Source organism: Pyramidobacter sp. YE332, assembly GCF_033060595.1.
Lineage (GTDB): Bacteria > Synergistota > Synergistia > Synergistales > Dethiosulfovibrionaceae > Pyramidobacter.
On record NZ_CP133038.1, the window covers coordinates 1,758,911 to 1,784,049 of the forward strand.

General features: G+C 59.8%; 22 protein-coding genes. 9 read left to right on the top strand and 13 right to left on the bottom strand.

The window, feature by feature from the left end; genetic code table 11:
- Positions 1-65: 65 nt before the first annotated feature.
- The 4 genes from RAH42_RS08305 to RAH42_RS08320 all read right to left on the bottom strand — a co-directional run bounded on the left by RAH42_RS08305 (position 66) and on the right by RAH42_RS08320 (position 2,848).
- Entirely contained in the window at positions 66-1,226 is a 1,161-nt protein-coding gene (locus RAH42_RS08305; RefSeq protein WP_078015124.1) for a sodium ion-translocating decarboxylase subunit beta, read from the bottom strand.
- Positions 1,227-1,303: 77 nt separating this feature from the next.
- Complete coding sequence (locus RAH42_RS08310) at positions 1,304-1,432, bottom strand: hypothetical protein (RefSeq protein WP_255415953.1); 129 nt, start codon at positions 1,430-1,432, stop codon at positions 1,304-1,306.
- A 124-nt stretch (positions 1,433-1,556) separates the two neighbouring features.
- A complete protein-coding gene (locus tag RAH42_RS08315; RefSeq protein WP_317539249.1) occupies positions 1,557-1,709 on the bottom strand; it encodes a hypothetical protein in 153 nt (50 codons plus the stop codon).
- A 101-nt stretch (positions 1,710-1,810) separates the two neighbouring features.
- Positions 1,811-2,848 (bottom strand): ketoacyl-ACP synthase III, encoded by a 1,038-nt coding sequence (locus RAH42_RS08320; protein ID WP_317539250.1) that lies wholly within the window; start codon positions 2,846-2,848, stop codon positions 1,811-1,813.
- Between the two features lie 287 nt (positions 2,849-3,135).
- Between RAH42_RS08320 and RAH42_RS08325 the strand changes: the two genes are divergently transcribed.
- From RAH42_RS08325 to RAH42_RS08365, 9 genes are all read left to right on the top strand, one after another.
- Positions 3,136-3,723, top strand: coding sequence for a chromate transporter (locus tag RAH42_RS08325; RefSeq protein ID WP_078015126.1), 588 nt, complete (start codon positions 3,136-3,138; stop codon positions 3,721-3,723).
- Positions 3,720-4,286: a chromate transporter gene (locus RAH42_RS08330; RefSeq protein ID WP_199674628.1), complete on the top strand. Its 567-nt coding sequence runs from the start codon at positions 3,720-3,722 to the stop codon at positions 4,284-4,286. The genes RAH42_RS08325 and RAH42_RS08330 overlap by 4 nt, the downstream gene beginning before the upstream one ends.
- 256 nt (positions 4,287-4,542) lie before the next feature.
- On the top strand, positions 4,543-5,400 hold the full coding sequence (locus tag RAH42_RS08335; RefSeq protein WP_078015127.1) for a substrate-binding domain-containing protein: 858 nt from the start codon (positions 4,543-4,545) through the stop codon (positions 5,398-5,400).
- A gap of 4 nt (positions 5,401-5,404) precedes the next feature.
- Positions 5,405-6,256, top strand: a complete 852-nt coding sequence (pstC, locus tag RAH42_RS08340) for a phosphate ABC transporter permease subunit PstC (protein ID WP_078015128.1) — start codon at positions 5,405-5,407, stop codon at positions 6,254-6,256.
- Positions 6,253-7,083 (top strand): phosphate ABC transporter permease PstA, encoded by an 831-nt coding sequence (gene pstA / locus RAH42_RS08345; protein WP_317539251.1) that lies wholly within the window; start codon positions 6,253-6,255, stop codon positions 7,081-7,083. Before pstC ends, pstA begins: the two co-directional genes overlap by 4 nt.
- Complete coding sequence (gene pstB, locus RAH42_RS08350) at positions 7,070-7,819, top strand: phosphate ABC transporter ATP-binding protein PstB (RefSeq protein WP_296428681.1); 750 nt, start codon at positions 7,070-7,072, stop codon at positions 7,817-7,819. The genes pstA and pstB overlap by 14 nt, the downstream gene beginning before the upstream one ends.
- Before the next feature lies 1 nt (position 7,820).
- Positions 7,821-8,477, top strand: coding sequence for a phosphate signaling complex protein PhoU (gene phoU / locus RAH42_RS08355; RefSeq protein WP_317539252.1), 657 nt, complete (start codon positions 7,821-7,823; stop codon positions 8,475-8,477).
- Entirely contained in the window at positions 8,474-9,142 is a 669-nt protein-coding gene (locus tag RAH42_RS08360; protein WP_317539253.1) for a response regulator transcription factor, read from the top strand. The genes phoU and RAH42_RS08360 overlap by 4 nt, the downstream gene beginning before the upstream one ends.
- 3 nt (positions 9,143-9,145) lie before the next feature.
- Positions 9,146-10,831 carry an ATP-binding protein gene (locus tag RAH42_RS08365; protein WP_317539254.1) on the top strand — a complete coding sequence of 562 codons (1,686 nt, stop codon included), beginning with the start codon at positions 9,146-9,148 and terminating at the stop codon, positions 10,829-10,831.
- A 49-nt stretch (positions 10,832-10,880) separates the two neighbouring features.
- Here RAH42_RS08365 and RAH42_RS08370 read toward each other — a convergent pair whose 3' ends face one another.
- The 9 genes from RAH42_RS08370 to dnaX form a co-directional block, all read right to left on the bottom strand.
- Positions 10,881-11,726 carry a GNAT family N-acetyltransferase gene (locus RAH42_RS08370; RefSeq protein WP_317539255.1) on the bottom strand — a complete coding sequence of 282 codons (846 nt, stop codon included), beginning with the start codon at positions 11,724-11,726 and terminating at the stop codon, positions 10,881-10,883.
- 20 nt (positions 11,727-11,746) lie between these two features.
- Positions 11,747-12,145 carry a hypothetical protein gene (locus RAH42_RS08375; RefSeq protein ID WP_078015134.1) on the bottom strand — a complete coding sequence of 133 codons (399 nt, stop codon included), beginning with the start codon at positions 12,143-12,145 and terminating at the stop codon, positions 11,747-11,749.
- Between the two features lie 130 nt (positions 12,146-12,275).
- The gene (gene glmS, locus RAH42_RS08380) at positions 12,276-14,099 is read right to left on the bottom strand and encodes a glutamine--fructose-6-phosphate transaminase (isomerizing) (protein ID WP_078015135.1); all 1,824 of its coding nucleotides are present in this window, start codon (positions 14,097-14,099) and stop codon (positions 12,276-12,278) included.
- 279 nt (positions 14,100-14,378) lie between these two features.
- Positions 14,379-15,749: a phosphoglucosamine mutase gene (glmM, locus tag RAH42_RS08385; protein WP_078015136.1), complete on the bottom strand. Its 1,371-nt coding sequence runs from the start codon at positions 15,747-15,749 to the stop codon at positions 14,379-14,381.
- Between the two features lie 24 nt (positions 15,750-15,773).
- A complete protein-coding gene (locus tag RAH42_RS08390) occupies positions 15,774-16,991 on the bottom strand; it encodes a hypothetical protein (RefSeq protein ID WP_143521666.1) in 1,218 nt (405 codons plus the stop codon).
- A 10-nt stretch (positions 16,992-17,001) separates the two neighbouring features.
- The gene (gene cdaA, locus RAH42_RS08395; RefSeq protein ID WP_078015138.1) at positions 17,002-17,829 is read right to left on the bottom strand and encodes a diadenylate cyclase CdaA; all 828 of its coding nucleotides are present in this window, start codon (positions 17,827-17,829) and stop codon (positions 17,002-17,004) included.
- 101 nt (positions 17,830-17,930) lie between these two features.
- Positions 17,931-19,700, bottom strand: coding sequence for a pyruvate kinase (pyk, locus tag RAH42_RS08400; RefSeq protein WP_078015139.1), 1,770 nt, complete (start codon positions 19,698-19,700; stop codon positions 17,931-17,933).
- Complete coding sequence (gene dnaE / locus RAH42_RS08405; RefSeq protein WP_078015140.1) at positions 19,690-23,157, bottom strand: DNA polymerase III subunit alpha; 3,468 nt, start codon at positions 23,155-23,157, stop codon at positions 19,690-19,692. The genes pyk and dnaE overlap by 11 nt, the downstream gene beginning before the upstream one ends.
- A gap of 17 nt (positions 23,158-23,174) precedes the next feature.
- Complete coding sequence (gene dnaX / locus RAH42_RS08410) at positions 23,175-25,127, bottom strand: DNA polymerase III subunit gamma/tau (RefSeq protein ID WP_317539256.1); 1,953 nt, start codon at positions 25,125-25,127, stop codon at positions 23,175-23,177.
- Positions 25,128-25,139: the final 12 nt, after the last annotated feature.

Consider the following 25,139-nt stretch of genomic DNA (forward strand, 5'->3'; position numbering starts at 1 on the left):
GGATTGACAGTCCACAAAAAATCCTCTCGTTCGCGAACGAGAGGATTTTGTGCAGATCGTAGAACTCAGTGAGACAACAGCGTCAGCATGACGGCCGCGGCGACGGCCGTGCCGATGACGCCGGCCACGTTGGGTCCCATGGCGTGCATCAGCAGGAAATGGCCGGGGTTCTCCTTCTGGCAGACCACCTGAACGACGCGGGCCGCCATGGGAACGGCGGATACGCCGGCAGCGCCGATCATCGGGTTGATCTTGCCGCCGCTGAGGATCTTGAGAAGCTGGCCGAAGCCGCAGCCGCCGGCCGTGCTGGCCATGAAGGCGACCAGTCCGAGGACGATGATCTTGATCGTGCCGAGAGTCAGGAACTTGTCGGCTTCCATCGTGGCGCCGACGGTCAGCGACAGGAAGATCGTGGTGGTGTTCATGATCGCGTTCTGAGCCGTGTCGCTGAGACGGTCGGCACAGCCGCATTCGCGAATCAGGTTACCGAACATGAGGATACCGACGAGAGGCACCGACATGGGCAGGATCAGCCCGGTGACGACGGTGACGACGATGGGGAACATGATCCTTTCGAGCTTGCTGACGGGACGAAGCTTGTCCATCGTGATGGCACGGTCGGCTTTGCTGGTGCACAGCTTGATGATCGGAGGCTGGATCAGGGGCACCAGCGACATGTAGCTGTATGAAGCCACGGCCACGGCGCCGAGAATCTGCGGCGCCAGTTTCGAACACAGATAAATGCTGGTCGGCCCGTCGGCGCCGCCGATAATGGCGATCGAAGCGGCTTCCTGCACGTTGAAGCCCAGCATCATGGCTCCGAACAGCGCGATGAAAACGCCCAGCTGGGCGGCGGCCCCGAGGAGGAACGTGATGGGGTTGGCCAGAAGCGGGGTAAAGTCGGTCATGGCGCCGATGCCCATGAAGATGATGACGGGATAGATCTCCTTGACCGTGCCGAAGGACATGTAATACAGGAACCCGCCGGCCTGGGTCTCGTTGCCCAGCGCATCGAGCACGGGCCCGGAGGTGATGCCCGACAGAGGCAGGTTGGCCAGAAGGCAGCCGAACGCGATGGGGATCAGCAGCAACGGTTCAAAGCCGCGGCCAATGGCCAAGTACAGCAAGGCAAACGCCACCAGCAACATGACAATGTTGCCGCCCGTCAGTCCCGCAAAGCCGGATTCGCCGACAATGCGGGCAAACGCTTCAGAAACAACGCTCATAATTTTTCCTCCTTGGGAAAATCGTAAGATGATGCGGTTCGAGCCGCTTTAAACCGTTTTACGCCCTCCGCAAGCCTTTACTTGCGGCCGGTGCTGACGATACGCATCGCGTAAATCACGCCGGTCAGTCCCGCGAGCACGAGAAACACCACGCTGAACGCGATCGCCGAGAGAGCCGTAGCCCCGCTCATGCCGTCAAAGACCATTCCGTTCACCTCCAAAAGAATAAACTATTGGATACCAATAAATACAAGCTATTAAAAAACTTCAACATAGACACGATGCGAATAAGAATAACGGAAAAAAGGTTCAGCGTCAAGACAAAAAAGGCTAAGAGAAGTTAAACGCCAGCAGAAAAGTTTCACAAATTTTCAAGTCCCGATAAAAGATACTTAGGCCGGTGCCGGCGTTCTCGTTCTGCGCTGCGGCCTCAAAAACAAAAAAGGCGGCCCCCGGGAAAACGAGGCGCCGTCTTTTCGTCATGAACGGCGACGCCATACAATGCGTCGCCTCGAATTTATACTATTTCTTGATAAAAAGCATTACCATGGTTTACTGGGCGCTGCCTCGACGATTTTCGCCGGCTATTTTGCGCCGTCATCCGTCCCCCACTCCACCAACACCGTTCCCCACGATAAGCCAACGCCGAAACCGGACAACAGGACCTTCATGCCCGCTTTCAGCCGCCCCTGCTCCGCGCATTCCCCCAGCGCGATCGGAATCGTCGAAGAGACCGTGTTCCCCTTGTCTTCAAGGTTGATCACGAACTTGTCCTCGGGGAACCGCATTTCGTCGCGCACTTGCTCCAGCAGAAGCCGGGACGCTTGATGGAAAACGATCAGGTCAAGATCCTCTTTTCTGACGCCGGCGCGCTCCAGGCAACGCTGCACCGAACCGGGAACTTCTCTCAAGGAGAACTCGAGCACCTTGCGGCCGTCCATGAGCACATTTTCCTGGCTGTGCGCATTGCCGAAGCGGTTCACCCGCTCTGCGGCCGTGCTTTCCGAACGGGGCAGCGCCGTCTCCCCCGCTTCGATGATGATATCACGAAGCCCCGAGCCGTCGGTCCCGAGAGCGAAACCGGTGACGCGATCGCGCCCGCTGACTTCCAGGAGCGTCGCCGTATAGCCGTCGCCGAAAATGGTGCGGATCGCCTTGTCCTGCTTGTTGACATAGCGCGTCACCTGATCGCCGGTGATCAGCAGCACGCGGTCGGCAATTCCGGCAGCGATACAGCCTTTGGCGATGGAAAGGCCGTACACGTAACCGGAACAGCCCAGTTCGTAGTCCACGGCGCCGCAGCTTTTCCGCAGCCCCAGCTTGTGATGAACCACGCACGCAGTGGCAGGCGCGATGTAATCGCGGGCCTCGCAGCAGACCACCAGCATGTCGATGCTGTCGCGGGAAACTGCCGGATGTTCGGCAAAGAACTTCTCGCCCGCCAAGGCCAGATAGTGGGACACCGGCTTGTCGGCGTCGGCAATATGGCGCCTGACGATGCCGGTTTTCTTATAAATTTTTTCGGGCGTCCACGTGCCGAATTCCCTGACCAGATCCTCGTTGGTCTCGAACCGTTCCGGCAGGCACCAGGAAATCCCTCCGATTGACATACCTCTGTTCATACGCTCACTTCCTCCTCTATCATAAAACGTTTCCGCCGCACAGACTTTATGACTTGGTTTTAATGGCTAGTAATAAATTTTAACTGATGCGGGGGCATTTCGCAACGCCATCTTAATTACATAATCCAACCGAGACTCTTTCGTCGGCACGGATCCCCAGTTTCGTACCGCGGCACAAGAGAAACATTTTCATTGACAGGGCACGACAATTCTGCTACCGTTCTGGCCATACGAATTCGCCGTTTTTCCCGCGGCGTTTCCAATTTCGAGAAAAGAGGCGTCCTACGGTGGAATCACGGATAGAAGGACAGGCAGAAGAAAAGAAGCTCGGGCTTTTTTCGATCTTCATGATGATCTTCAAGATCAGCGCCTTTACGCTCGGCGGCGGCGCCGTGCTCATCGGCCTGATCCAGGAAGCGGTGAACCGCACGGGAGTCGTCCCCGAAGAAAAAACGGCCGACATGCTGGCGCTTTCGCTGGCCGCCCCCGGCGCGATGGGCATCAGCATGTCCTACCAGGCGGGGCTGGCGCTCGGCGGCCCCGCCGGCGCGGCGGCGGCCGTGTTTGGCATGGCGCTGCCGCCCTTCATCGCTATTCTCGTGCTCTCCAGCTGGCTGCTGGCGCACATGGGCTCGGGCTACATTTCCGCGTTCTTCAGCGGCGCCACGGCCGCCCTGGTGGTCGTGCTCGGGGCCATCGTCTGGAAGCTGGGCAAGAAGAACGCTCTCGTCAGCGTCAAGGACACGGTCATCTGCCTGCTGGTCGCCGCCGCGGTGCTGGTCTTCAAGGTCTCCGCGGTGTGGGGACTGATCGGCGGCACGATCGTCACGCTGATCGTCAACCTGCTTCTCGAGAAAGAAGGGGAAAAGGCATGACGGATCTGATCGTCCTGTTTTTCATCTTCGCCAAGGTCAGTCTGCTCACCTTCGGCGGCGGCCTGGCGTCGCTGCCGTTCCTTTACGAGGTCTTCGTCACCGAAAGAGCCTGGCTGACAGCCGGCGTGTTCAGCGAGACCGTCGCGCTCGCGCAGATGACGCCCGGCCCCATCATTCTCAATTCGGCCACGCTCCTGGGATACCGTTTTGCCGGTCTCGCCGGCTCCATCACCGGCACGGTGGCCGTCGTCGTCGCGCCGCTGCTGGTGGTGATGGCGCTGGTGTGGATCTTCGAGAACGCTTCCGGCACGGCGCGTCTCTGGGTCGACCGCATCCGCGTCGCCATGCGCCCCGTCGTGGTAGGGCTGCTGGCCGTGGCGCTGTGGACGGTGGCGCTGCCCGTGCTCCATCGCCGCGAGCTCTGGGCCTTTGCGGGACTGAGCGCCGCGCTCTACTTCGCCGTGCCGTTCCTGCGCAAGTATCCGCAGATTCTGCTGTTCGGCATGGCGCTGCTGGCCGTCGTCCTTTACGCCCTCGGCATGACGTCGCTCGCCGCGGCGTAACCTTTCGAAAAACTGCTCTCGCTTGAGAGACACGTGACGCGCGCTTAAAAACGTCCCGCTGAAAAGGCCGTTCGCACGCCGGGAAATCGTCCCGGTGCGCGAACGGCCTTTTGTCCTTTCGGTGTCTCCTCACGCCATCCGCTTTCGCGAAAGAGACGTAAACGATTTTACAATCTCTTTACGTGCCCAATATTTTCCCCTGACAAAGCGGCGTTATCCTCGAGGCACAAAATCGAAAGGAAAGAGGAGATAAAAAATGAGTGGAAAGAAAGTGGCGGCAGTTGTTCTGGCTATGAGCGTAAGCTGCGCGGCGGCGTTTGCCGCAACGAAAAGCGAGATCAGCGTCATTTCCCGCGAAGAAGGATCCGGCACGCGAGGAGCGTTCATCGAGCTCTTCGGCGTGCAGCAGAAAGACGCCGGCGGCAAAAAGGTCGACATGACGACCGACAACGCCGACATCACCAACAGCACCTCGGTCATGATGACGATGGTGGCCGGCAATCCCAGCGCCATCGGCTACGCGTCGATGGGCTCGCTCAAAAAAGCGGATGTAAAAGCTCTGGCTATCGGCGGCGCGGCGGCTACGGTCGAAAATATCCGCACGGGCGATTACAAGATCGCGCGTCCGTTCAACGTCGCTGCGAAAGGACAGCTCCGCCCCGCCGCGCAAGCTTTCCTCAACTTCATCATGAGCGCTCAGGGGCAGAAAGTCGTCGCCGATAACGGCTATATCGCCGTCAATGAAAAAGCGGTTCCTTTCGCCGCCAAGCGCGTTGTGGGCAAGGTGGTCGTCGCCGGTTCGTCCAGCATCACGCCAATCATGGAAAAGCTCAAGGAAGCCTATCTGCTTGTGAACCCCGCCGCCGAGATCGAAGTGCAGATGAGCGACTCCACGACCGGCATGACCTCGGCCATCTCCGGCATCTGCGACCTCGGCATGGCTTCGCGCGGCCTCAAGGAAAGCGAGCTGAAAGCCGGCCTGACTCCGATCGTGATCGCTATGGACGGCATCGCCGTGATCGTCAACAAGGCCAACGAGCTGGAGGGGCTGACCGTGGAACAGGTTCGCGATATCTATACGGGCAAAACCGAAAACTGGGAAGCTTTGAAATAAAACGATGACTCAGGCCAAAGAGAACGCTGCGAAGTGGATTTTCGCCGCGGCGGCGACGGCGTCGGTAATCGCCGTAGCGCTGATCTGCGTCTTCCTCTTCGCGGGCGGCATTCCCGGAATAATGAAGATCGGCGTCTGGGAGTTCCTTTCGGGAACTCGCTGGCGGCCGGGAAACGATATCTACGGAATCCTGCCCATGATTCTCGGATCGCTGTACGTCACCGCGGGAGCGCTGCTTATCGGCGCTCCCGCCGGTTTATTGACGGCCGTCTATCTGTCGCGTTTCGCCTCGCCGCGCATGACGCGCATCCTGCGTCCGGCCGTCTCGCTGCTGGCGGGAATCCCGTCGGTCGTGTACGGATTCTGGGGCGTAACGACGATCGTACCGCTGATCCGCCGGTATTTCGGCGGCAGCGGTTCAAGTTTGCTGGCGGCGGCGCTGCTTCTGGGCATCATGATCCTGCCGACGATTATCGCCGTCAGCGAGGCGGCCCTGAACGCCGTGCCCCAGAGTTATTACGAGGGAGCGCTGGCGCTCGGGGCCACCCACGAACGCGCCGTGTTCAGCGTCGTGCTTCGCGCCGCCCGTTCCGGCGTGATCGCGGCGATGATCCTCGGCGTCGGACGCGCCGTCGGCGAGGCTATGGCAGTCATGATGGTCGCCGGCAACCGCGCCGTGATCCCCACAAGCCTGTTCCGCGGCGTACGCACGCTGACGAGCAACATCGTCATGGAAATGGGTTACGCCGCCGACCTGCACCGCGAGGCGCTGATCGCGACGGGTGTCGTGCTTTTCGCGTTCATTCTGACCGTCAATCTCACCTTTTCCCTGCTGCGAAGGAGGTCGCAGGCGTGACAACAAACCGCTTGAAATCGCTGCTGACGAAATGCCTCGTTTACGCCGCCTCGCTCTTTACCGTCGCCGTGCTGCTGGTCATCGTCGCGGATATCCTGCGCCACGGCGTCCCACACCTGACACCGGATCTTTTCGCATGGAAGTACGATTCCGTCAACGTTTCGTTGACGCCGGCGCTGATCAACACGCTGTCAATGACGCTGCTGGCGCTTCTCGCCGCCGTTCCGGCCGGTCTTGGAGCCGCTATCTACCTGGCGGAGTACGCCGCGCGCGGGCGCTTTTTCGTGAAAGCGGTTCGCATCACGGCGGAAACGCTGTCGGGCATCCCCTCCATTATTTACGGGCTGTTCGGGCTGCTCTTTTTCGTCACGGCCTGCCGCATGGGCATCTCGCTGCTGGCGGGAGCGATGACGCTGGCGATGATGATTCTGCCGCTGGTCATGCGCACGGCGGAAGAAGCGCTGCGGGCCGTGCCCGACAGTTATCGCGAGGCCAGCTTCGGTCTCGGCGCGGGACGTCTGCGCACGGTGTTTTGCGTCGTGCTTCCGTCGGCTGTTCCCGGAATTCTCGCCGGCGTCATTCTCGGCATCGGACGCATCGTCGGCGAGACGGCGGCGCTGATTTACACGGCGGGTACGGTCGCCGAGGTTGCCTGCAGCGTTTTCGATTCGTCGCGCACGCTCGCCGTACACATGTACACGTTGTCCAGCGAAGGTTTGTACATGAACCAGACTTATGCCACCGCCGTTATGCTGCTGATCATCACCGCCGGCATCAACGCGTTGTCCTCTTTTGCGGCAAGGAGATTCGCCCATGGCTCGGTTTGACGTCGAAAATCTCAATCTGCATTACGATAAATTCCACGCGCTGAAAAACGTTTCCCTTTCCATTCCCGAACGTCGGATCACGGCGTTCATCGGCCCTTCCGGCTGCGGCAAGAGCACGCTGATGAAAACTTTAAACCGTATGAACGATCTGGTCGAAGGCTGCCGAATCACCGGCAAAGTGCTTCTCGACGGCGAGGATATTTACGATACAATGGAGACGACGACGCTGCGCAAGCGCGTGGGCATGGTCTTTCAAAAGCCCAACCCTTTTCCGCTGAGCGTTTTCGACAACGTCGCCTACGGGCCGCGCACTCACGGCGTTCGCAGCCGCGCCCGCCTCGAAGCCGTGGTCGAGAAATCCCTCCGCGACGCCGCCATCTGGGACGAACTGAAAGACCGTCTCAGATCCAGCGCGCTTGGCCTTTCCGGCGGCCAGCAGCAGCGCCTCTGCATCGCCCGGGCTTTGGCGGTGGAACCGGAGGTGCTGCTGATGGACGAGTCCACCAGCGCCCTCGACCCGCTTTCCACAGCTAGGATCGAAGATCTCGTCACGACGCTGAAGGAAAAATACACGATCGTCATGGTGACGCACAACATGCAGCAGGCGGCGCGCGTCTCGGACACAACGGCGTTTTTCCTGCTCGGAGAGATCGTCGAGTACGACGAGACCGATCGCCTCTTTTCCAATCCTCGGGACAAGCGGACCGAAGATTACATTACGGGAAGGTTTGGTTAAAATGAGAAGCCGATTTGACAAGCAGCTGAACCAGCTCGACAACAATCTGCTGGAAATGGGAGCCCTGACGGAACAGGCGATCGAAAGCGCCGTCCGGGCGCTGTCCGAGCAGGACGAGAACGCCGCCAGACGGGCGATCGAGCTTGAACGGGAAATCGATTCTCAGGAGCGCGCCGTCGAGTCGCTCTGTCTCAAACTCCTGCTCGAACAGCAGCCCGTCGCCGGAGATCTGCGTCTGATCTCCGCGGCGCTGAAAATGATCACCGATCTGGAACGCATCGGCGACCAGGCGGCGGATATCGCGGAAATCATCCTGCGCCTGCGCGGGCAGACTTACATCAAACCGCTGATTCATTTGCCGCAGATGGCCGCCAGAGCCATCGAAATGGTTACCGGCAGCATCGACGCCTTCGTGCAGAAAGATCTCGAAAAAACGAAGAGCATCTTCGAGCTCGACGATCTGGTCGACGAACTTTTCCGCATCGTCAAGAACGAGCTGGTGGAACTGATCCACAAAGACGCCTCCTGCAGCGAGCAGGCCATCGACCAGCTCATGATCGCCAAGTATTTCGAGCGGATCGGCGACCACGCGCAAAACATCGCCGAATGGGTGGAGTTCTCCCTCACGGGCGTCCATAAAAACGGAGAGAAAGAATGATCTATTACGTTGAAGATGATTCGGGCATCCGCGAACTGGTGGTCTACACGCTCAACCAGACGGGGCTCGAAGCCCGCGGCTTTGCGGAAAGTCAGGCGTTCTACGCCGCCTGCGCCGAACGGAAGCCCGATCTGATCCTGCTCGACATCATGCTGCCGCGCGAGGACGGCCTGAGCGTCCTCAAACGCATCCGTCAGGACGCTTCGCTGAAAAGCGTCCCGACGGTCATGGTCACCGCCAAAGGTTCCGAATACGATAAGGTGCGGGGACTCGACCTGGGCGCCGACGATTATATCGCCAAACCTTTCGGCATGATGGAGCTGGTGGCGCGGGCCAAAGCCCGCCTCCGTGCGGCAGGCGGAGAAAAGGACGCATCCGTCCTCAGCTACGGCGCGCTGAAACTGGACAGCCGGCGCCACGAAGTTACAGCCGGCGGCCGCCCGGTCGCGCTGACGTTGAAAGAATTCACCCTGCTGGAACTGCTGATGCGGCATCCCGGCGTGGCCTTCACGCGCGAACAGCTTCTGGAACGCAACTGGGATTACAGTTACGAGGGCGGCACGCGCACCGTGGACGTGCACATCCAGACGCTGCGCGGCAAACTCGGCGACTGCGCTGCGCTGATCCAGACGGTGCGCGGCGTGGGATACAAACTGGGAGGTTGACGAATGCAGCGGCGAATTTTTTGGAGCATTTTTCTCACCGCGCTGGCCGCAGTCTTCATCGTCGGGCTGTTTACGGCCCGGGCCTCCTACAAAAGCATCGACGCGCGCGCGGCCGAAGAGCTCCGCGCCGAAGCCCGATCCGCGGCCGCGACGCTGCCGCTTCTGCGCAACGCCGAAGAATATCTGAGCGCGTTGCCCGACAGCCGCCGCGTCACGCTCATCTCCGCCGACGGGCAGGTCCTTTACGACAATCACGCGCCCAGCGGCGCAATGGAAAATCACCGCGCCCGCCCCGAGGTACAGGAAGCGCTTCGCGACGGCCGCGGCGAAAGTTACCGCTATTCAAACACGCTCACGGAAAAAACGCATTACTGCGCCGTCCGCTTGGACGACGGGCGTATTCTGCGCGTCGCCGTCACCCGCGGCACGATCGCCGGACTGGCGCGCCGTCTCATGCTGCCGCTTTCTCTCGCCGCAGCCCTGACCGCGCTGCTGGCGCTGTTTCTTTCGCGCGCTCTGGCCCGCGGCATCACCGCTCCGATCAGCCGGCTCAACCTCGCCGAACCGCTGGAAAACGACGCTTACGACGAGCTGACGCCGCTTCTGCTCCGCCTCGAAAATCAGAACGAGACGCTGCGCAGCCAGCTTGACGAACTGGAAAACCAACGCCGCGAACTGGCCGCCATCACGGAAAACATGCGCGAAGGGCTGCTCCACATCGACAAAGAAGGAACGGTGCTGGCCATCAATCGTAGCGCCGCGAGAATTTTCGCGGTCGATCCCGCTCAATACGTCGGTCAGAACATCCTCCTCGTCAGCCGCAGCGCCGAACTGCACAGCGTCGTCCAGGCCGCGCAGGCGGGGCGCAGCGGCGAAGCGCTGCTCGAGGTCAACGGCCGCGTTTATCGTCTTCTCTCCACGCCCGTGACCGTCGCCGGTGAACAAAAACAAGCGGGCATGGTCGTGCTGCTGCTCGACGTCACGGCCCGCCAGCAGGCGGAACGACAGCGCCGGGAATTCACCGCCAACGTGTCGCACGAACTGCGCACGCCGCTCACATCCATCGCCGGTTACTCCGAAATCATGGCCTCGGGACTCGCCAAACCGGAAGACCTGCGCGGCTTCGCCGAAAAAATCCACGGCGAAGCCAGCCGCCTGATCGCGCTGGTCAACGACATCATGGAGCTGTCGAAGCTCGACGAGAAAGCGGCTCTGCCGCCCCGAGAAAACGTCGACCTCTTCGAGCTCTGCGAAAAAATTTTGTCGCGACTCGCCCCTTCGGCCGAAGCGCGAAACGTGCTGATCGAACTGACAGGCTGTCATGCCTGCGTTTGGGGCATTCGTCCCCTGCTCGACGAGATGGCGTTCAACCTGATCGAAAACGCCGTCAAGTACAACAGAGAGGGAGGCTCCGTTCTCGTCGACGTTGCCGAAGGGAACGAAAACGTCGCGCTGACCGTGCAGGACACGGGCATCGGCATCCCGCCGGAACATCAGGACCGCGTCTTCGAGCGTTTCTACCGCGTGGACAAGAGCCACAGCAAGGAAACCGGCGGCACCGGCCTGGGGCTGGCCATCGTCAAACACGCCGCTGCGGTTCACGGCGCGTCCGTAGAGCTGACCAGCACGCCCGGTTCGGGCAGCCGTTTCACCGTGATTTTCGACAAAGAATTTCACGGGTTCGCCTAGAAAAAAGCGAATGGGGAAGCCGGAGCGTCCGGCTTCCCCATTCGCTTTTTTATAAAACGGCGCGTTCCATACCGCGGCGCACGGCTTCCCACAGCGCCAGAGTCCGTTCGTCCCGCAGCGGCGGGGCGGGCAACTCGGCGCGCGCGAAGACTTTCATGAAGATCTCGCTGTCGCCGTCCGGCCTCCAGCGGCGCGCGACGCCGCAGCGGAAAAATCCGAGGGCGCGCAGCCTCTCGCGATCTTCCGCGCTCGGCGGCGGCATAAAAAGCTCCAACGTTTTGCCTTCGCGGCACAGCCGTTCGAGCGCGTCGAACAGTCCGCGCCCGACTCGGGCGGCGTCGATCCTTTGTGCCAGCGGGCCGTTCGCCGCCGCATACGCCGCGGTCAGCGAGCCGTTTTCGTTCAGTCTGCCGCGAACGGGCTCCAACTCTTTGAACAAAAAGGTCTGGGCGGCGCGCGCCTCCGCGGCCGGTTCCGCCGCCGTCAGCGCGAATCCGCCCCCGGCCAGCAACCGGTTGGACGGACTGTTCGCTTCGATCTGGGCGTAAACGGCGTCGGCCAGATCCCGTTCGAACAGCAGCCGTTCGCCCAGTTCCTCCATGGCGCGCGCCAGCCCCAGCCCGCGCGCTTCGGGCGCGACCATGCGGCGGTAGGTGCGGAACAGCCGACAGTTGGAACTTCCTTCGGCGCGGAATCCCGTCATGCCCGCAAGGCGTCCGCCCCGGCGCGCCGCGACGAGGAACAGACCGTCGTCGACCATGCGCGCGATCGCCGACGGCTCGTAAAAGCGCCGGTCATAGTTTTCTCCGTACACCGACCGTACCAGAGCGGGGATCTCGCGCTCGTCGCCCGCCCGGAACGGCATGATCTCCGTTTCGCCGCGCGTCATCCTCATCCGGCCGCTCCCTTTCTTTTTTACGGCTCCGTCGCCAGTCTTTTCACGACCAGCGAGTTCCAGTTCAGCAGCGTCAGAAGCCGTTTCGCCGCGGCGGCGGTCTGCTCCTCCGAGCCGCCGCGCAGTACGATCTCGGCGTCGGAAGTGATCCCCGCGCGTTTGAGCCGCGCGGCGGCATCGGAGCTTTCGAGCTGAGCCGGCGTCAGAAAGACTTCGTAAGCCGCCGTCTGTCCGCCCCCCGGAGACGCGCCGCGCAAATCCACGACGAAGAAGTCCTTCCGTCCGGCGCGCTCCGCCACGTACCGCGCCGCGACCGTTTCGACGTTTTCCATTTTCCGCATTTTCACGGCGTGGTCGGCGCGCCACCCGAAGCCCATGAAAACGCCCGCGACGGCCATCAGGAACACGCTCTTTCTCATGGTGCGCTCATCCCTTCGCAAAAACTGGGTTTATTGTACAGAAAAGAGCGCGCGTGCGCAAACCGTTTTCGCCGTAAAATTTCCGCAAAAAAAGATCGTTCGGAACGGGCTCGATTCCGAACGATCGTTTCTATTCGACGGTGACGCTCTTTGCCAGGTTGCGCGGCTGATCGATGTCGCAGCCGCGCAGCAGCGCGGATTCGTAAGCGAAGATCTGCAGCGGCAGAACCGTCAGGAAAGGCGTCAATTCGGCTTCGGTCGCCGGCACCTTGATCGTCCCCGCCACATCGTTCACGTCGGGGACGTTTTCCGTGGTGACGATGATCACCGGCGCCTTTCTGGCGCGCGTTTCCTCCACGTTGGAAAGCGTCTTTTCCAGCAGCTCGTCCGCCGGGGCGACGACGACGACCGGAAGTTCTTCATCGAGCAGAGCGATGGGACCGTGTTTCATCTCCCCGGCGGCATACGCCTCCGCATGAACGTAGGAGATCTCTTTCAGCTTCAAAGCGCCTTCCATGGCCACCGGATACGAGACGCCTCTTCCCAGGAACAGAAAATCCCGCGCTGTGCCGAACTTGCGGGCCAAAGAGCGGATGACGTCTTTCAAAAGCAGCGTCTGTTCGACCTTGTACGGCAGATCCTTCATCGCTTCGGCGAGGCGCTCTTCGTCCGCGCCGGGCAGTTCGCCGCGAAGTTTGGCCAGATACAGCCCGGCCAAAATCAGCACCGCCATCTGCGCCGTGAACGTCTTCGTCGCCGCCACGCCGATTTCGATGCCGGCGTTCAGGCGGATCACGTCGTCCACTTCGCGCGCGATCGACGAATTGGGCGCGTTGGTCGCGGCGACGGTGTAGGCGCCCAACGCCTTTACATGCCGAAGCGCCTCGAGCGTGTCGAGCGTTTCTCCCGACTGGGACACGAAAACCGCCATGGTATCCCCGCCGGCTCTAAGCGGCCGGTAACGGTATTCGGAAGCGATGTCGACGCGGATGTCGACCTTCAGATATTTCTCCAACACCCGCTGCGCGACGGTCGCGGCATAGAAGGACGTGCCGCAGGCGACGAGATCCAGCCGCTTGAATGCCCTGGCTTTTTCAGGCGTGATCCCCCATTCGCCGCTGAGGTCGATCAGGTCGCTTGCGGTGCGGCCAAAAAGCGCGCGACGCAGGACGGAGCCCTGCTCGTTGATTTCTTTCAACATGAAATGCGGGTAACCGGCTTTGTCGATCATCGCCGCGTCCACGTCTACGGAAACAGTGCGGCGCTGATGCGCCACGCCGTCAAGATCCCAGAACTCGGCGCCCGACGTGCTCAGACGACAGATCTCGCCTTCGTTCAAAAAGATCACTTTGTCCGCATGCTCGACGATCGCCGGCACGTCCGACGCGCAATACGCTTCGCCGTTTCCCAGCGCGACGACCAGCGGCGCGCCTTTTCTCACGCAGTAGAGCTCGTTCGGACGGTCGCCGAAAACAAGCACAAAGGCAAACGCTCCGCGGCACTTCTTGAAAAGCCGGCACAGAGCTTTGACAGGCTCTCCGTCATAGAGCCGGGCAAGAAGCTGCGCCGCAACTTCCGTATCCGTCTCCGAGCTGAAGTGCACGTTCCGGGCGACGAGTTCGTCGCGAAGTTCCTTATAGTTTTCGATGATTCCATTATGGACGAGAACCACCGAATGCTTTTCATCGGTATGAGGATGGGCGTTCGCCGTCGTCACGCCGCCATGAGTGGCCCAACGGGTATGCCCGATGCCCACGTTTCCCTTCAGCCCGTCGGCGCCGACAAGTTCTTTGAGCTTCGCCACCTTGCCCACGGTTTTGACCGTCTTGAAGACGCCCTTCTCGCAGACGGCAATTCCCGCAGAGTCGTAGCCGCGATATTCAAGGCGCTCCAGCCCTTGAACGATAATCTCGCAGGCATTCTTGCCGCCGACATAACCAACAATTCCACACATACTGAGCAACCTCCTCAGCATTGAAGGGCCTCTGCCGTTTGTATCCGGGTCGCCCCGGGGTTTTGTGACAGAGGTTCATGGCTCCCCTTCGCCCGCCACGAAAGCATCCGCCGAATGGTTCGATCGCTTTCGTCCTCGTCGACTGTCGCCGCTGAATGAGAAACGGTTCAGTCCTGGCGCTTCCGCTCGTACGCTCCTCCCGGCGTTTATCTTATCACAAAAACGGGGAGGATTGAACCGTACGGTTCAGTCCTCCCCATGCGACGAGCGCGGCGAACTCTAAAGAGCGCGGATCATCGCGCCGAACTTCTTCGACAGCGACGCGAGCGTACCGCGGTCCTTGCATTCCACCAGCAGACGGATCAGCGGTTCCGTCCCCGAAGAACGCAAAAATACGCGGCCGTTCGTCCCCAACTCGCGATTCGTCTGTTCGATGGCATTTCTCAAGTCCGCGTCCTGCATAACCTTATCCCGGTCCGAGACGGTGATGTTCGTCAATTCCTGCGGGAACGGATCGAAACGTTCCGCCAGCGTTTCAGGCACTTCCCCCAACTCGCGGCACGCGCGCAGGAAAGCGAAGCCCGTGCAGAGTCCGTCGCCCGTCCTCACGTAATGGTCGATGATCACGTGCCCGGATTGTTCGCCGCCCAGTCCGGAAGCCGTGCTTTTCATCATGTCAAGGACATACCGGTCGCCCACGGCACAGCGGAAAACCTGAATTCCCTCCTTGCGCAGGTGATTTTCCAGAATGCCGTTGCTCATCACCGTCGCGACGACGCCGCTGCCGAGAATGCCTTCTCGCTGCAGCCAGCGCGCCAGGACCCAGAGCACGATGTCGCCGTTGATGACCGCGCCCCGCCGGTCGACCAGCAGGACGCGATCGGCGTCTCCGTCGTAAGCGATGCCGACGTCGGCGTCATTTGCCCGCACCGCCTCGGTCAAAGCCTCCAAATGCATGACGCCGTTTTTCTCGTTGATGTTCAGTCCGTCGGGTTCGGCGCCAATCAGCACGCTCTCGCACTCAAGCTTTTGCGCGATCAGCGGAATGACTGTCGAAGCGGCGCCGTTGGCGCAGTCGAAGACGACTTTCATGCCGGCAAGGCGATCGCTGTCGAGGACCTGGAGCACGCGGTCGGCGTACATGATCGCAAAGCCTTCTTCCGAAGCCATCTCGCCGATGGAAGCTCCGGACGGACGCCAGTCGTCGATCAGGTCGTCCCCGAGATAGTCCTCGATCTCCAGCTCTTCGCTGTCGCGCAGCTTTTGTCCCTCGCCGCTGAGAAATTTGATGCCGTTGTATTCCGGCGGATTATGGGAAGCGCTGATGACCGCTCCGCCCTGCGCCTTGAAGAAAAGGACGCCGTAGCTTACGGCCGGCGTCGGGATGACGCCCAGCAAAATAACCTCGGCTCCCGCCGACATCATCCCCGCCACAAGCGCCGATTCCAGCATTCTGCCCGAACGCCGCGTGTCGCGCCCGACCACGATCTTGGGACGCGGCGTGCCGCGCTGAATCAAAAACAGGACATACGCCCTCCCCAGACGGAGCGCCATTTCCGGAGTCATAGATCCCCTGTTGGCAATGTCGCGCACCCCATCGGTGCCGAACAGACAGCGGCAACGCGGCGCCGATGTGCTTTTAACATCCATTCGTTTTTCCTCCCTCGGAGCAGATTATTGAGACTGCCGCGTCACCTTTACGGTTAACGGTTCGACGCCGACCGATTCGACTCCGGCGATTTCTTTTCGCTTCAGATGGACCGGCAGGCGCATCGACGGAGCGACGATATTGGAAACGTCGACGAACGCCGTCAGTTCAAGATCTTCCAGCGTCAAGTCCTGCAAAACGCCGGCGGTTCCCTCGACATACACGGTCACCGTCGCCGGCTCAACGGCCCAGCGCGCATCAGCGGACGCTCCCGTCACCGAAACGGGGATCTCTTCATAGTCGCGGGTATCGTTCAGCGTTTTCACCTCCACGTTCACCGTCACGGCCGGAGAAGAAAGCAGCGACAGGCCGGCGGGGACCTCCGCGATCTTCGTCTGTATGGAAGCGCTCTTGGAAAGCCGCGCCAGGTTGATCGGCTCTGTATAAAGCTTGGCAACTTGAGCGAACGCTTCCGCCCTCCCTTCGACGAGAATGGCCTCGGGAACCGCTTTCGCGGAAAGGAGGCGAAGGCTTGGCGGCAGGGTGCCGCGAGTCCTCACTTCCACGGGGAGTTCTTTGCGCGGTATTCCCTGATAGTAGGTTGCGGACACGGTCACGTCGGCAGGCGAGAAATCCAGCGCCACCCCGCTGGGGGATCTGAGCGGGATGCGCCAGGCGCCGCCGCGGAAAAGTTCCTCCAACGTCGGCCGCACGGAAATTTCGTAGATCGAGGAAAGCTGATCTTCGCGTCCATGAGCCATCACCACGCCTGGATCCGCGGCGGCGCCGTCCATGACGTATCCTTCCGGCATGTTCTCCGGGGGCAGGATCTTGACCTTGAGCTCTTTGTCGATCATGCGCGCCAGCTCGATTTCGACGTCCTTGGGAACGATCTGCGCCACGTTCATACGAGACGGCGCTTTGAAATGAATGGGCACGGTATGACGCCCGGCGCTCAGATCTTTCAGATCGACTTCGGAGGTGAGCTGGGAGTTTTGCAGGACGTTCATCGCCCGACGCTCGCCGTTCAACGTGACGACAACCGTCCTCACGGAAGGGAAAAGCGCGAGGTCCGCGGGGGGGTTCAAAAAATCGAGGCGCACTTCATACGTCTTGGCAATTTCCTCGTTGCGATTGCCGACGACGTAGAACCACAAAACAAACGAGAGGATCAACGAAACAACAACCAGGAAACTTCTGGAAGAAAGCCAATCGTCAAGACGGACACGCTGATTCTTTTTCATCGCCAATCACCTAATCGTTGCCGCCAAAAGAGCGCAGCTCTTCCTTGAGACTTTCCAGAACGCCCTGCTGCTCCTGATCCTGCCCGGAAAAATAGTGGACAAGATATTTTTTCAGCTGTGACTCTTTCAAATTTCTCGAGATTCTTCCGCCGATCGCCAGCGAGATCTCGCCGCGTTCCTCGGAAACGATCAACGACACCGCGTCGGAGACTTCGGTCACGCCGATCGCGGCGCGATGCCGCGTTCCCAGCCAGCGGGACAGATCCGCATTTTCCGTGAGAGGCAGATAGCACCCGGCGGAAATGATCTGCTCCGTGTCGATGATCGTGGCCCCGTCATGAAGCGGGTTGTTCGGCCAGAAAATGGCGATGATCAGCTCTTGAGTGATATCCGCGTTGAGGAGCACGGCGTTCCGCCAGTAATCCTTCAGCCCCGTTCCCCTCTGCAGGACGATCAGCGCGCCGATTTTATGCGCGCAGCAATACATCAGCGCTTTGGAGACTTCGTCGGCGACGACTTCGGCCCGTTTCAACGCTTTGCTCCGCCGCCACATGCTGCCGCGGCCAAGCTCTTCGAGGATGCGACGCAGTTCGGGCTGAAAAATGATCGGCACGATGATGAGCAGCGCGCTGAATCCTTGGGTCAAGATCCATGAAAAAGTATCCAGATTGAGCCAGCGCGCGGCAAAAGAGAGAACAACAAGCAGGAAAAGGCCCTTGACCAGCTGTATCGCTCGTGTCCCGACCAGAAGACTGAGCGTCTTATAAATAATATAGGTTACCAGTGCTATATCGATGACATCCTGCCATCTGAAAAATTTCAGCACGCCTACGGACAAGAACAACACTCCTTTTCCGGCTCATTTTTGTGATATTTTTGGAAGAACCGCTAAATCATATCACACAACCCGTCGCAAAAACATCGCCCCTTCGCTCAAAATCACGCGCCGGTCCGTGCGCCGGTATTGACGACGCCCTTATAGACAAGTCCCGCTTTGGTGTCGACCGTCACAACCATTCCCGTCCGGAGCGACGCAACGGCCCCCTTGGCGCCGACGATGCAGGGCAACCCCAGCTCCAGAGAAACAATCGCCGCATGGCTGGTGAGACCGCCCTCTTCCGTCACCACGGCCGAGACTTTATCAAGATATTTGACGTAGTCTTTTGTCGTGCTGCCGGTGACCAGAACATCTCCATTCTGAATTCCCACCAGATCCTCGACCTTTTTGACGACGAGAACCCGTCCGGTGACGACGCCCGGCAGCACCGGCAGCCCTCTGGCCACAATCTGGCCGATCGTATAAACGCGCAGCATGTTCGTCGTCCCGGAAACGCCCAGCGGCATTCCGGCAGTGATCACAAGCATATCGCCCTCTTCGGCGTAGCCCCGCTGCACGACGGTCCGCACGGCGTCCTTGATCGTTTGCTCCTCGGTGCCCCCTTCCGGGCACATGACAGGGAAAACTCCCCAATACAGGCACATTTCCCGGCAGCTTTTTTCCGACGGCGTCACGGCCAGGATCGGACATTCCGGGCGGTATTTGCTGACCATGGTGGCGGTCGAACCGCTGCGCGTCAGCGACACGATCGCGCGCGCCCTCAATTTTCGCGCCAGTTCGACGGCCGCCATGCTCACGCCGTCGGGCACGCTGTCCTCCAGCGTCGGAACGGCAAAGGGCCTCTGCCAGCGAACGAGGCCTTCCTCCGCCCGGTGGACGATCCGCGCCATGGTCTCAACCGCGCGGACCGGATATTTTCCGGCCGCGGATTCACCGGACAGCATCACCGCGTCCGCGCCGTCGAGAACGGCGTTGGCGACGTCGTTCGCCTCCGCCCGCGTGGGACGCGGATTGCGGATCATCGAGTCCAGCATTTGCGTGGCCACGATCGTCAGCTTTCCCCGGCTGCGGCAAATGTCGATGATCTGTTTCTGAACCAAGGGCACGTCTTCCGTCGGGATCTCCACCCCTAAATCGCCGCGTGCCACCATCATGCCGTCGACGACGTCGGCGATCTCGTCGAGGCGCTCGACCGCTTTTCGGCTCTCGATTTTCGCGATCAGCTTGATGTCGCCGCCGGCTTCTTCGACGACACGGCGGACCGCCAAGACGTCGTCGCGATTCCGCACGAAGGAAACGGCAATAAAATCGACGTCGTTTTCCACGCCCCAGAGGATGTCGGCCTTATCCTTGTCGGAAAGCGTCGGCAGGCTGATCTCCGCATCGGGAACGTTGATCCCCTTTCGGTTCGACAGCAGGCCTCCGACGATCACCCTGCAGATAAGCACGTCGCCGCGGATCTCGACGATTTTAAGATGGATCGTGCCGTCGTCGATAAAAACGTCCTGCCCCACCGCACATTCGCGCGCCAGAGTCGGATGGCTCACGCCGACCCATTTGTCGCAGCCGCGGCTGCCGTCATCGGGACGCAGTTCAAAGAGCTGTCCCTGCTGCAGCGCGACCGGCTGATCGTTTTCGAGCAGCGTCGTGCGGATCTCCGGGCCTTTGGTGTCGAGCATGACCGCTACGGACGTTTTTTTCTCCGCGGCGACATCCCGCACCAAACGAAGCGCTTCCAGATGGCTCTCATGCGTTCCATGGCTGAAATTCAGCCGGGCCACGTTCATGCCGGCATCCACGATGCCGCCGAGAATTTCCCTGTTGAGGCTTGCAGGACCAAGGGTGCAGACGATTTTAACTTTATGCTCCATAGGCTGGCGTCTCCTCTCTGTCGCCGAGAAATGAAGCGCTGATCCGCGCTTCCCCTCTTCCAAAGAGCGAGGCAAGATCGTCCTCAAGCGCTCTGGACGAGGTCACTCTTACATTCGGCAGCGCGATGGCCGCGGTTTCGACGTCGTTATCGACCTTGAGAATAACCGTCTGCCTGCCGCGGTGTTCTTTCAGCAACGCCAGGAACCTTTTCTGCGGGATCTCCCGCAGAGCGTCCAGCGACAGGCAGATCTCCACATACTCGTGGTCTGACGCGTCATGTTCAAGCGGTTGAACGTCCGTCGCGATGATCGATCTTTCACCGCGGTCGTCCGGCCGCCCGGTGACAAGGTAAGGCTTGCCCTCGAACAACGTCGGCTTTATTTCAAGCCACGACTTTCCGTTGCGCGCTTTGGGGAAACAGATCACCTTGATCTCGTCCTCGCCGTCGTCGATGCTGAAGATTCCCATGGCGTCGCCCCGCTTCGTCATTTTTTCCTGCCATCCCGACAGAAGCCCCGCAAAGGTCGGCGTCGTGGTGTCGCTTTTCCAATAAGGAAGGTCGGCGATACGGGCGTTCGCCTTTTGCGCTGCTAGGGGGCGGAATCCATCGAAAGGGTGTCCCGAGATATACATGCCCAACGCTTCTTTTTCCATTTCCAGCTTTTCGGTCGCGTTCAGGTCGCCAACTTCGGCGAGCTCCGGCTGATCTTCGGACGTCATATCGCCGAAGAGCGACCCTTGATCGCCCTGCGAATCCCGCCTCGAAGCGACTTCGAACAGGTTGTCCAGCGACGTCAAAAGCTGCTTCCGGTTCGAGTTCAGGCTGTCGAAGGCGCCGGCCTTGATCAGGCTTTCGATGACGGCTTTGCCGACGCTGTGCTTGTCGACGCGAACGATGAAATCCCAAAAACCCTTAAAAGGGCCGCCTTCTTCTCTGGCTTTGAAAATCGAGCTCAAGGCCGCTTCCCCGACTTTTGTCACGCCGCCAAGCCCGAAGCGAATTTCATTCTTCGTCGCCGTAAAATCCGCATAAGACTGATTGATATCCGGCGCCAGAACGTCGATGCCCGAAGCGCGGACCTCGCGCACGTACCCGGCCATGACTTCCTTTTTCGCGCCGATCTTGCTGGACAGATACGCCGCCATAAACTCTTTGGGGTAATGTACTTTCAGCCATGCCGTCTGATAGGTGACGAGGGCATAAGCGGCACTGTGAGACTTGTTGAATCCGTAACCGGCGAATTTCTCGATAATATCGAAGATCTCCGCGGCCTTCTCGGCATCGATGCCGTTCTTGGCCGCGCCGTTGATGAAGATGCTGCGGTGCTCGTCCATGACGGATTTTTTCTTCTTGCCCATGGCGCGGCGCAGCAGATCTGCGCCTCCCAGCGTATAGCCCGCAAGCGTCGAAGCGCATTTCATGACCTGCTCCTGATAAAGCACGACCCCGTATGTTTCGTTGAGAACCGGTTCGAGCATCGGATGCAAGTAATGGACTTCTTCGCCGTGCTTGCAGTTTACGTACTGATCGACCATGCCGCTTTCCAGAGGGCCGGGACGATACAGCGCCAAAATGGCGACGAGATCGGCAAAGCGGTCGGGCCGCATCTTTTTGATCAGGCGGCGCATCCCCGACGATTCAAGCTGAAATATGCCCAACGTATCCGCGTTTTGCAGCAGCCGATAGACTTCGGGGTCGTCGAGCGGCAGACGGTTCAGATCGCCGAGCGTCGTGCCGTTGCGCTTGACGTTGGCAACCGCCTCTTCAAGGATCGACAACGTCTGCAGGCCGAGAAAATCCATTTTGACAAGGCCGAGACTGGCAACGGGATCCATGGAAAACTGGGTCGCGACCTGCCCTTCTTCGATCTGACGCACCGGAACGAGATCCGTCAATGGCTTGGGGGTGATGACCACTCCCGCCGCATGCTGAGAGCAGTGACGCGCCAGCCCTTCCATGCTGCTCGCGGAAGCCAGCAGCTTCGATATTTGCGGATCGCTCTTTTCAAGATCCTGCAGGTCCGGCGTCTGTTCCACGGCTTCCTTTATGCTCTTGGCGCCGTCAGGCACCAGATTGGCGACCTTGTTGACGTCCGCATAAGGCATTCCCATGGCGCGCCCGACATCCTTGATGGCCTGCTTGGATTTCATGCGGCCGAAAGTGATGATCTGCGAAACGTTTTCCACGCCATATTTATCAACCACGTACTTGATCAGCCGATCGCGCCCTTTGTCGGAAACGTCAGTATCGATGTCGGGCATGGAGACTCGTTCTGGATTGAGAAACCGTTCGAAAATCAGGCCAAACTTGAGCGGATCCAGTTCGGTGATCTTCATGGCGTAGGCCACCAGAGACCCGGCCGCAGAGCCGCGTCCGGGGCCGATCGGGATGCCGTGGGATTTGCAGGCGCCGATCACGTCCGCGATGATCAGAAAGTAGCCGGGAAATCTCATCTGCTTGATGATTCCCAACTCATAACTCAGACGATTTTCGTATTCATCGGGAATCGCTTCGACCCCAAGGCGCTCTTTCAAGCCTTCCCGCGCTTTCTTTCCAAGGTACGTGTCGAGCGTCATCCCTGCCGGGATTTCGAACTTGGGCAGTAAATAATCCCCGGTGTTCAGGGCAAAATCGAAGTTGCACCGCTCCGCGATCCGCAGCGTATTCTCCAGGGAGTCGGGAGCTTCGCTGCCGAAATACCCCCACATCTCCTGCGCGGATCTGAAATAGAAGTCATTCACCTTGAAGGACATGCGCCCAGGATCCGTGATGACCTTTTTCGTGCCGACGCACAGCAGCAGTTCGTGCCAGTCGTAATCGCCGCTGTCCAAATAATGGGCGTCGTTCGTCGCAATCAACGGGAAATTGCTCTTTCGCGCCATCTCGATGATCAGTTTGTTGACCGCCACCTGCTCAGGGAGTTGATTGGGCATGATCTCCAGAAAGAAATTCTCCGGCCCGAAAATATCACGGTACATCTGGGCGCGTTCCAGCGCCCCTTTTTCGTTCCCTTCAAGCAAAAAACGGGGAATTTCGCCGGCCAGACAGGCGGAAGAACAGATCAACCCCCTGCTGTATTGGGCCAGCAGCTGATGGTCAACGCGCGGCTTGTAGTAAAAACCTCTCGTATTGGCGATCGACACAAGTTTGATCAGGTTGTGATAGCCTTCATCGTTCTCGGCAAGCAGCAGGAGGTGGTTGTACTTTTTTTCTTTATTGTCGATGCCATCGGGGCTGACATACATTTCACAGCCGATGATCGGCTTGACGCCCGCGCTTTTGCACTGTTGATAAAATTCGACGGCTCCATACATCACGCCGTGATCGGTCATGGCCACCGCCGGCATTCCCCACTCGGCGCAGCGCTTGGCCAGGTCGGCGCAGCGTATGGCGCCATCGAGAAGGCTATATTCGGTATGTACGTGCAGATGAACAAAATTCTTCTCTGCGGGCATAAAGATCTCCTTTCATGTCATACAAACACGTTCGAACGCCCGGCTTTCCGCTTCTCAGGAATCATTCCCGTCGGGGGCGTCGTCGGTCTTTTCGTTGGGACGACAGTACAGCAGATCTCCATCCATGAAAGTTCCCCGCAGATACTCCGCAAGCGTACTGTTCCTCGAAGGAGAAGGGGCTGCTTTGTCGGGACGAGATTCTTTTTCTCAAGACGCTCCGAAGCGGCCGTTTCCGCGTCATGGCGCAGAAAATCCGCATACGGCGAGTCCTTCCCGGGCTGATCCTCCGCGAGCGCCAGCTGCAGAGGCGCATTCTCGGGGACAGAACCCGCATCGAGATGATCGAAACGCTCGACGCGGCTTCCACATTGGAGTTTTATGGACTGAATCGCCAGATCGTCCAGCCGCAGGACCGACTGAGCCGCTTTGGCCATGCGCTCGCTGTTCAGCGTCTCGTATGCCTGAACGTCGTCTTCGTTCAGGAGGACGCCCAATTCCCGTCTCTCCCGGTCATACACGATATCCGCAAGACATAACGGCACCGCGACGTTGGGGTGTTTTTCCACGGCGGAAAGAAGAGCGTCTTTCACGTTATTGTGAAGAGGGACCGGACTGCCGATGCTCTCCGCAGGAGGGGCCTCCGCCGCAGAAGGGGAACCGCCGCTCTCCGCGTCGGCGGCTTTTTCGCAAGACGGTATCCCTGTTTCAGGGGCGGTCTGGATCTTCTGCGCCGCCGAGGCCGCGCTCTCCGACGGACCGTTCCGTGCCGGAGCGAACGCGGGAACGACCGTATCGCGCGCGTCGCTTCGAAGCCGCGCCGCGCGTCCCCCAGAAGAGACCGCCGTCGCCGACGAGACAGTCTTTCCATCCGGCGGCACTTCAGAGGCGGCGCTCTTCAGAGTCCAGCTGACCAACAGCCCGCACAGAACATCGATCGAAAGTCCGCGTCGGACCTGAGGCAAGAGAGAAGCAATCCGCGCCATTAATTCTTCAAGGTGCGGCAAAGGCAGAAAATCTTTCTCCTGCGCCAGCCACTGACGCTCTTCTTCCGAAAGCGCCAAGGCGCGCAGGATCTTCTCGCCCCAGCGCTTTTGCAGCCACAAATTCCGTACGCACACAAACAGCACCGACAGGAAGCGTTCAGGCTCCGCGCCCGAACGGAAGAGTCCTTCCAAAACGGGGAGCGAATTCTCCGGCGCTGCATGACTGCCGGACAGCCATTGACGGATCGAGGACGAACTGCCGCCCCCCAAAAGTTTATCCACCGTCTCCCGCGTCACGCTGCCGGAGCCTAAAGCGATCGCCTGCTCCATCAGGGACAGCGCATCGCGCATGCCGCCTTCCGAATTACGGGCGATCTCCCACAGCGCTTCATCCCGGGCATCGAGATTCTCCGCTTCCGCAACCTGCTGCAAACGATTGACGATCTGTTCCAACGTCATGCCGTGGAACGGAATATGCTGACAGCGGGAACGGATCGTCACGGGCACTTTGTGAGGGGCCGTCGTTGCCAGAACGAATATCACGCGTTCAGGGGGTTCTTCGAGCGTCTTCAGAAGCGCGTTGAAAGCGCTGATCGACAGCATGTGGACTTCGTCGATGATGTAAACTTTATACGGGCAAGTAAACGACGCCAGAGCGACGTGTTCTTTGAGATTGCGAATCTCGTCGACGCTGTTGTTGGAAGCGCCGTCTATCTCAATGACGTCAAGACAGCTCCCCTCGCGGATGGCCCGGCACGTTTCGCATTCATTGCAAGGCTCGGCCCCCGTTCTGTGCGGGCAGTTTGCCGCCTTTGCAAAGAGACGCGCCACGGTGGTTTTTCCACAGCCTCTCGGGCCGGAAAAAAGATAGGCATGACCTATCGCGCCGCTTTCGATAGCGCGTGTGATCACGCCGATTGCCGCGGACTGGCCGACGACGTCGGAGAACTTTTGCGGTCTGTACCGCCGATAGAGGGATATATACACTTTCCTACCTCC

Bases quoted from the DNA above. Each gene is read 5' to 3' on its own strand.
- pstC (WP_078015128.1), top strand. From the start codon at position 5,405: ATGACTCAGGCCAAAGAGAACGCTGCGAAGTGGATTTTCGCCGCGGCG.
- RAH42_RS08310 (WP_255415953.1), bottom strand. From the start codon at position 1,432: ATGGTCTTTGACGGCATGAGCGGGGCTACGGCTCTCTCGGCGATCGCG.
- RAH42_RS08360 (WP_317539253.1), top strand. From the start codon at position 8,474: ATGATCTATTACGTTGAAGATGATTCGGGCATCCGCGAACTGGTGGTC.
- phoU (WP_317539252.1), top strand. From the start codon at position 7,821: ATGAGAAGCCGATTTGACAAGCAGCTGAACCAGCTCGACAACAATCTG.
- RAH42_RS08375 (WP_078015134.1), bottom strand. From the start codon at position 12,145: ATGAGAAAGAGCGTGTTCCTGATGGCCGTCGCGGGCGTTTTCATGGGC.
- RAH42_RS08315 (WP_317539249.1), bottom strand. From the start codon at position 1,709: ATGACGAAAAGACGGCGCCTCGTTTTCCCGGGGGCCGCCTTTTTTGTT.
- dnaE (WP_078015140.1), bottom strand. From the start codon at position 23,157: ATGCCCGCAGAGAAGAATTTTGTTCATCTGCACGTACATACCGAATAT.
- RAH42_RS08320 (WP_317539250.1), bottom strand. From the start codon at position 2,848: ATGAACAGAGGTATGTCAATCGGAGGGATTTCCTGGTGCCTGCCGGAA.
- pyk (WP_078015139.1), bottom strand. From the start codon at position 19,700: ATGGAGCATAAAGTTAAAATCGTCTGCACCCTTGGTCCTGCAAGCCTC.
- RAH42_RS08335 (WP_078015127.1), top strand. From the start codon at position 4,543: ATGAGTGGAAAGAAAGTGGCGGCAGTTGTTCTGGCTATGAGCGTAAGC.
- RAH42_RS08390 (WP_143521666.1), bottom strand. From the start codon at position 16,991: ATGAAAAAGAATCAGCGTGTCCGTCTTGACGATTGGCTTTCTTCCAGA.
- RAH42_RS08365 (WP_317539254.1), top strand. From the start codon at position 9,146: ATGCAGCGGCGAATTTTTTGGAGCATTTTTCTCACCGCGCTGGCCGCA.
- glmS (WP_078015135.1), bottom strand. From the start codon at position 14,099: ATGTGTGGAATTGTTGGTTATGTCGGCGGCAAGAATGCCTGCGAGATT.
- pstB (WP_296428681.1), top strand. From the start codon at position 7,070: ATGGCTCGGTTTGACGTCGAAAATCTCAATCTGCATTACGATAAATTC.
- RAH42_RS08305 (WP_078015124.1), bottom strand. From the start codon at position 1,226: ATGAGCGTTGTTTCTGAAGCGTTTGCCCGCATTGTCGGCGAATCCGGC.
- RAH42_RS08330 (WP_199674628.1), top strand. From the start codon at position 3,720: ATGACGGATCTGATCGTCCTGTTTTTCATCTTCGCCAAGGTCAGTCTG.
- RAH42_RS08370 (WP_317539255.1), bottom strand. From the start codon at position 11,726: ATGAGGATGACGCGCGGCGAAACGGAGATCATGCCGTTCCGGGCGGGC.
- glmM (WP_078015136.1), bottom strand. From the start codon at position 15,749: ATGGATGTTAAAAGCACATCGGCGCCGCGTTGCCGCTGTCTGTTCGGC.